Annotated in this window: 7 protein-coding genes; 6 read left to right on the plus strand and 1 reads right to left on the minus strand. The window is 47.3% G+C overall.

Annotation, left to right across the window (positions count from 1 at the left end):
• The first annotated feature begins 212 nt into the window (after window positions 1-212).
• A complete protein-coding gene (locus tag CWI84_RS11655) occupies window positions 213-2,777 on the plus strand; it encodes a hypothetical protein (RefSeq protein ID WP_126842768.1) in 2,565 nt (854 codons plus the stop codon).
• Window positions 2,777-3,334, plus strand: coding sequence for a hypothetical protein (locus CWI84_RS11660; protein WP_126842769.1), 558 nt, complete (start codon window positions 2,777-2,779; stop codon window positions 3,332-3,334). The genes CWI84_RS11655 and CWI84_RS11660 overlap by 1 nt, the downstream gene beginning before the upstream one ends.
• A 27-nt stretch (window positions 3,335-3,361) precedes the next feature.
• On the opposite strand, the gene CWI84_RS11730 is transcribed toward CWI84_RS11660, so the two are convergent.
• Complete coding sequence (locus CWI84_RS11730; protein WP_157981023.1) at window positions 3,362-3,514, minus strand: hypothetical protein; 153 nt, start codon at window positions 3,512-3,514, stop codon at window positions 3,362-3,364.
• Window positions 3,515-3,544: 30 nt separating this feature from the next.
• Between CWI84_RS11730 and CWI84_RS11665 the strand changes: the two genes are divergently transcribed.
• From CWI84_RS11665 to CWI84_RS11675, 4 genes are all read left to right on the plus strand, one after another.
• Window positions 3,545-5,518: a polymorphic toxin type 10 domain-containing protein gene (locus CWI84_RS11665; RefSeq protein WP_126842770.1), complete on the plus strand. Its 1,974-nt coding sequence runs from the start codon at window positions 3,545-3,547 to the stop codon at window positions 5,516-5,518.
• Window positions 5,519-5,836: 318 nt separating this feature from the next.
• Window positions 5,837-6,049, plus strand: a complete 213-nt coding sequence (locus CWI84_RS11670) for a hypothetical protein (protein WP_126842771.1) — start codon at window positions 5,837-5,839, stop codon at window positions 6,047-6,049.
• Between the two features lie 262 nt (window positions 6,050-6,311).
• Window positions 6,312-6,461 (plus strand): hypothetical protein, encoded by a 150-nt coding sequence (locus CWI84_RS11735; RefSeq protein ID WP_157981024.1) that lies wholly within the window; start codon window positions 6,312-6,314, stop codon window positions 6,459-6,461.
• A gap of 282 nt (window positions 6,462-6,743) precedes the next feature.
• Window positions 6,744-7,320, plus strand: a 577-nt coding sequence (locus tag CWI84_RS11675) for a DUF6990 domain-containing protein (RefSeq protein WP_198674523.1), incomplete at its 3' end; no start/stop codon positions are given.

Here is a 7,320-nt window from a genome sequence, read left to right on the forward strand (position 1 = left end):
GTTTGCGTGAAAAAAACATATGTAAAGTCGAGGATTTGGGAAGAGTTCTCAAAATAGAAGCGCAGGAGCACTGTTTTCAAAGTTCAGTAGGCGAAGAGGCGGAGCTCCAAAACCAATTAAGAGAAAAGTTATTCGGTAAATAACGGTAAAACTACTGTCGTAGACGAATACTGTTAACAGGGGAGAGCCCAACCGACGGCTCTAGCGGCTCGGTGGATATACGCACCGAAGGCCATACCCAGATAGATGGCGCGGTTATTGCCAATATCGATGAAGAAGGCAACGACGGCGGCAACTTAAGCCTGAGCACCGGCACGCTCGGTTACAGCGATATTGAAGACCATGACCAAGAAGAAAGCACCTACCTAAACGTTGGCTTCACCATGGGTGATGACAACAGCACCAACCAAACGGAAAGCGGCACAAACTATACTGCCAGCGGCCATTACAACAACCACGACAAAGAGCAAATCAACCGCGCCACCGTGGGTGAAGGCACCATAACGGTCAGAGACAACACTGAGCAGGACACAAGCGACTTAAACCGCGACACCGACCTTGCACAGGAAGTCACCAAAGACGACAGCCAGAATACTAACCTGTACGCCAGCACCACGGCGGCAGACAGTCTGACGAACCTGGCGGAAAACCCGTCAGAGCAGCTTAACCAGTGGAAGGACAATGTTGCCAGTGTGGCGAGCACTGATGCCTGGGGTCAGGTGGGTGAGAATGCATCCGATGCACTGGAAGATACCTACAACGCCGGTGCAGCGGTTGCGACGGATAAAGACCTTGGCGTGGGTAACTTCTGGGTGTCACTCGACAGCACTCACAAAATGACGCAACTGAAAAATGACCTGACGCGCACCGCCGAAGGTCAGGCGTTACTGGCACGACTGACCAGTGACGACCCGGACCAGCGGTTAGCGGCCGAAGCCGAGCTGGGCCATAGGGCGCAGGAGAAGTTCGGTATCGACCCGAGTGACATCAATTTCTACACCGGTTCAGAAACAGACAGTGATTCACTTGCCAGTACCCTGACAATGAAAGTTAAGGGAGCGACGGTTTCTGAGGAAGGCCATGAAGAATACGGTAACATCTATATTGATGTGGAGAACGCCGATGATGCGCTGGACCTGAATGAAACTCTGGGCCATGAGGTTTATGAAAGCGTAACCCTGCAAACCGGTGGTGAAAACGACGATTCTCAGGAAGCCATTGCAGGCTTAGTGGGTGAACAACTGGCCTCACGCCTGGATGATGCGCTGGACGGCGGCCTGGGTGACGTAAATACGTCAGACCTTGCCAACACCAACACGGTGCAAACCGGGACGCAACAATCTCATTCTGTGGGCGGGGCAGACGTTGAATACAACAATGCGTGTCTTTACGCCAATATCTGTAATAACCGAGACCAGGCTGAAGCCGATATGCTCAGCTTATGGCGGTCAGATGACCCTGAAAAGCAGGCTGAGGGTGAACGCATCTACAGTGTTCTGCAGGAATATGACCAGCTTCAGAAAGAAGACGTAGGCGCTTTCTTCGATAGAGTCGGAGAAGAGGGTATTAAGGGTGCAATAGTCAGCATGCTGGAAGAAAGCTACGACGGCTTAAAAGCAGTAGCGGACAACCCTGCGCTGCTGAAAGAAGGGCTTCAGGAAGTTGAAGATGATCTGACCGGTAAAAACGGTGAAGCACGGCAAATGTTGGCCTGGGACAACCTTAACCAAAGCCTTAAGACAGCCGCTATTACCTTACCTGTTGGTGGAGGACTGGCTGGCTCTGCGAAGACTTTGGATAAAGTTGATGATGTTGTTGATGTAGTTGACGGCAAGGACTTCTCGAATGCAGGTCAAGATAGTGACTTTTATAAAAATCCAGCAGAGCATACTGATACTGGAAAAGTATTGCCTGATACGCCTACCGAGCATGATGCTTATAAAGATGGTTTGGTTAATGAGCAAGGCGAGGCTGTTAATTGGGGTAATCCTGACACCCTAATCGATCATGTTGAGCGTCATGGTTCTGACTTTGGTATTACCGATCCTACGGAATATGGCGAATTTGCTCAGGACTTCTTTAATAATCGGAATGCGCCGGGTGTTGAGACGATCGTTGATAGCAATGGGGTTACGAAAGTATATGATCCTGCAACCAATACATTTGCGTCATATAATCCAGATGGAACTACGAAGACTATTTATAAACCAGCTCCTGGCGATAGTTATTGGGAAAATCAGAAGCTACAAAATGGTGGCACTCAAAATTCTAGCTTAGATGACGAGATAAGTGCGCTTCAAAACATCGGCCAAAAACAAAGAGAAAAATCGGGATTGCCTGAGCAAGGAGGGATACCAGCGGATGGTGTTGATATATCAAATAACAACGCGAGGCAGTTATTGGAAAGTAGAGGAGCAAGCACTTCACAAGCATCTACAACAGTTGATAGTTTTGACGGTCAAATTAAAGCTTACTCAGGAGAAAGAGGGGATGAATTTGTAATTACAGAATCAACAACAGGAAGTGGTAGTGGTTTTTATGTAACTAGAGATTCAGCAGGTGGTACGCCACAAGAGCGCATTAAGAATTTAGCGTTACCAAACACTAATACGGCTGAAGTCGAGAATAAAGTTGAGTTGGGCAGCGATCAGGTATTACTGGAAGGAAAAGTTAAGGGGCAGCAAGGGCAACCTTGGGCTCATGAAAATGCAGTCGGAGGAGGTCAACAAGTTGTTACGAACGGTGATATCGTAAACAAAACTGGAGAACGTGAATAATGGAAAAAAACATTATCGACGAGATTATTGGAGCTTTTAAACAAGCTAATATGCAGAGTGAAGCCGAACGCCTAATTAATTTAAGTGAGCAACTCTCATCAACGGATCCCAAGGTTAAAGCAGAAGCAATTAATACGATCGTTGGATATTGCCAAATGAAGGCTTGGGGAGATTTAGCTGTTTATCGTAAAGCTCAGTATTATAAGACGCCTACCGAATGGTTAAATGCCCTAGATAGGCTAGCTAAATACGTTAAAACTGGAAAGTCACCGACCATAAAAGAAGATAAGTTTAAATATACTTGCCCAGTTTGCGGCTATGAAGAGCTTGAAATCAAGCCTTACGACAGCAATGGATTAGGTTCGGAGGAAATGTGCCAATGCTGCGGTTTTCAGTTTGGACATTCAGATCATGCTTGCGGAGTAACGCATGAAGAGTGGCGTAAGGTTTGGATCGCGCGTGGTACTCCGTGGTCAAGCCGAGGTTATAAACCTCCCCAAGACTGGAATGGAAAAGAACAGCTAAAAAGACATGGAATGTGGCCTTTTCCAACCTGAATGTTTATTCCCTAGCTCTTTAACAATCTAAACCTCACATAATTTTCTGCCGTCAATAGAGACAGCATCGACATTCGTGCCGATAGCGGCGTTAACGCCAGCAGTGGCCGTTACCGGAAAACCGAAACGGTACTCAGCAGCATTACCGGCGGCACCGTTGATGTATCCGTTGACGGCCATACGCAGTTAACCGGCGCCTTACTGGCCGCGGTGGATGCCGAGGGCAACGATACCGGTAACTTAAGCCTGAGCACCGGCACGCTCGGTTACAGCGATATTGAAAACCATGACCAAGAAGAAAGTGCTTACCTAAACGTTGGCTTCACCATGGGTGATGACAACAGTACCAACCAAACGGAAAGCGGCACAAACTATACAGCAAGCGGTAATTACAGCGACCGCGATAAAACGCAGACAAACCGCGCCACCGTGGGTGAGGGCACCATCGTTGTCAGAGACAACACTGAGCAGGACACCAGCGACTTAAACCGCGATACCGACCTTGCGCAGGAAGTCACCAAAGACGACAGCCAGAATACCAATCTGTACGTCAGCACCACGGCGGCAGAGAGCCTGACGAACTTGGCGGAAAACCCTTCAGAGCAGCTTAACCAGTGGAAGGATAATGTTGTCAGTGTGGCCAGCACGGATGCCTGGGGGCTGGTGGGTGAGAATACATCCGACGCACTGGAGGATACCTACAATGCCGGCTCGGCGGTTGCGACCAACAAAGACCTGGGCGTGGGCAACTTCTGGGTGTCACTCGACAGCACTCACAAAATGACGCAGCTGAAAAATGACCTGACGCGCACCGCCGAAGGTCAGGCATTACTGGCACGACTGACCAGTGACGACCCGGACCAGCGTTTAGCGGCCGAAGCCGAGCTGGGCCATATGGCGCAAGAGAAGTTTGGTATCGACCCGAGTGATATTCACTTCTATGCAGGCTCGGAAACAGAAAGTGAATCACTTACCAGCTCCCTAACAATGGAAGTTAAGGGAGCAACGGTTTCTGAAGAAGGGCATGAAGAATACGGTAACATCTTTATTGATGCGGAAAACATCGGTGATGCACTCGATCTGAATGAAACCCTAGGTCATGAAGTCTATGAAACCGTCACTCTGCAAACGGGTGGCGAGAATGACGATACGCAGGAAGCCGTTTCTAGCTTAGTAGGTGAGCAGTTAGCTTCTCGCTTGGATGACGCGCTGGACGGCGGCCTAGGTGATGTGAGGACCGACGACCTTGCCAATACCAACACAGTGAAATTAGGGACGCAACAATCCCATTCTGTAGGCGGGGCAGACGTTGAATACAACAATGCGTGTCTTTACGCCAATATCTGTAATAACCGAGACCAGGCTGAAGCCGACATGCTTAGCTTATGGCGGTCAGATGACCCTGAAAAGCAGGCTGAGGGTGAACGCATCTACAGTGCTCTGCAGAAATATGACCAGCTGCAGAAAGAAGACGTAGGCGCCTTTTTCGATAAAGTCGGAGAAGAAGGGATTGCGGGTGCAATCGGCAGCATGTTGGAAGAGAGCTACGAGGGTTTAAAGGCTGTAGTTGACGATCCAACGCTGCTGAAGAAAGGGCTTCAGAAACTAGAGGACGACCTAACCGGTAAAAACGGTGAAGCACGGCAAATGCTGGCCTGGGACAACCTTAACCAAAGCCTGCAAACAGCGGCTCTTACCCTGCCTGTTGGGGGCGCATTCGCCAACTCTGCGAAGACATTGGATAATGTGGGTGACGCTGTAAACGCTCTTCCCGATAGTAATCGTTATTCTCGCGTTATGCCTGAGGAATTTGCTGAGAAATTTAAAAATGGAAATGGAACTTTAGGTTCTCCTGACTCCGATGAAATCTTTGTGACTTCGAGTGATGCTTTGAAGAGCACTAATACTTCGAGAGAGGCTCAAGAGAAGTTATCATTGTATACGGATTACGAAGGAACGGTGCCAAACACAGCCGGAGATGTGGTCGTTGAATTTACTCTTAAGGATCCAACAAAAGCGGAAATAAGAACCCCAATTGAAACGGATCCACCGAGAGGTTTTGGCTTTGTTCAAGGGGGCTCTACAAAAGGTGGGGCTCCAGAGTGGAACATCAACAATGGGACGGCTGATGAAGTTGGTGCTACAGATATTATAGTTCGCCCTTTGGATGGTAATGGCAACTAGGTGAGATTAATAGCCTAAATCTAGGTTAGAGTCTCATTAATAAAGCTCCGAATGTAGACGGGAAATGGATAACCCCTGATTGGATGACTGAAAGTGGATTATAAAAGCCTTTTAGTTCGGCTTGTGTAAATTATTGGTGAAGCTGACATCAGAGATTATTCGGTATATATTGAATGAAGCTGAGTCTGGCTTTATTTGCGTTTGAAGTCTTCCAAACAGAAAGTTTAACGTATTGATGAACGTGTATAAACTGATTTGAAATCAGAGAAAAACTATCTAATAGGGAGCGTTAAGGTCCTTATAATGTAAGGAGTACGAATGTTAAAAGATACATCTTCATTTCCAGATGAAATCAGGGGAAAAAAAGTTTCCCAAGTCCCAGAACTTTCGGAACTGTTGGAAAAAGTAAGCGTTGACGGTAAAGCATGGACAACATTATATAGATGTAAATTTTCAGGAGAGGAGTGGCTAGAAATATATGAAGCGACCGGTCATGGAGAAATTCCAGTGATCCGAAGAAAAAAACCGTAAGATAATTCTTAAATAAAAAGGATGTCTAGGCGTCATGTTTTAGTTATGTCTCGCTTATATCATTCACACGAAAATGGTATTAAAACCAACTTATTTTTGCTTGTTATCTAAGCAAAGTTAAGTTTCCGACGGTCAAAAAACATTCTTGGCTCTACTTTTAACCGCCCCGTTCTTTTAAAACCTCAATATTCTAACCGGCGAATTAGATGTCCTCGCCAGCCAGGACACCCAGCGCTCAGGAACCGATACCCAGAGCGGTAGCATGACCGTTGCGCAGACGTTCTGGGGTGCAGCCGGCGGGCCGACGGTGAATGCCAGCTTAAACAGCAGCAAGCAGCAGGACAAACAAACCACCCACAACAAAACCACCGCTAGACTGTTCAATTACTGGAAATCGTGGAACAACCTGTAAACCCGATATATTCCATATGGATCAAGATGGTAGTGTTAATTTTGTTGAAGTGAAAACAGGTGACGCAGGCTTTTCACCGAACCAATCAAAGGTTATCGAACAGGTCGGGGTGGATAGTGCGGGCAATCCACAATATCGTATCCCCCCCTGATGCAACGCCTTCTGGTGAGTTAATGAGAGTGCTGGATCCAAGAAAAGCAGGCGGAACGCTTGCGGAGTTAGGTTACCCAAATGGTATTCCTGTAAAAGTTATCCGAACCGAGGGGGGTAGGAGGTTAATCAATGAAAAAAGCAGAAATCATTAAGTATTTAAAGGGGCAATATAAGGCGAAGAAAGTTGATAGTGACTGGGAATTCATCTTAAAAGACGATGATGAGGGCTACCTAGCCTTTTTTCCAGGCACTTTCGGCACAGGAAGCACGAGAACATTGTTAGGTATGCCATCAATGACCCTTCCTTGGTTATTAAAGCTATACCGGCCTATTTTTTATCCAGACAAAAAAGCTACCCCTACTTTTGTTGCAGGGCCTCAGTTCAAGCTGCCAGCGAGAGAGGGTGTTATTTATAAGGAGCAGATTGACGAGTTAGTTGAACGATGCTTTGAGTGGTTTCAGCAACAAAGCCAGCAGGAGGTCGTTGCGACAGAGTTTGCTCGATGCTACGAAAAAATCACAGGTTTTCCTCCAGCTGGGTGGCAACCAAAGCATATTATGGCCTGTGTATTAAAAGGTGACGTCGACAGACTACGAGGTTATCTGGATGCCTTTAAGCGTGGTGACCGAATGGAGTTTATCCCTATTATCAAACAAGAGTACTTCGAGCGAGCCATTCCGCTGGCTGAAAAATACCGTTCAGGAG

It is taken from the genome of Idiomarina tyrosinivorans, from assembly GCF_003987475.1.
GTDB lineage: Bacteria > Pseudomonadota > Gammaproteobacteria > Enterobacterales > Alteromonadaceae > Idiomarina > Idiomarina tyrosinivorans.

Bases quoted from the DNA above. Each gene is read 5' to 3' on its own strand.
- CWI84_RS11735 (WP_157981024.1), top strand. From the start codon at position 6,312: ATGACCGTTGCGCAGACGTTCTGGGGTGCAGCCGGCGGGCCGACGGTG.
- CWI84_RS11660 (WP_126842769.1), top strand. From the start codon at position 2,777: ATGGAAAAAAACATTATCGACGAGATTATTGGAGCTTTTAAACAAGCT.
- CWI84_RS11670 (WP_126842771.1), top strand. From the start codon at position 5,837: ATGTTAAAAGATACATCTTCATTTCCAGATGAAATCAGGGGAAAAAAA.
- CWI84_RS11730 (WP_157981023.1), bottom strand. From the start codon at position 3,514: ATGGCCGTCAACGGATACATCAACGGTGCCGCCGGTAATGCTGCTGAG.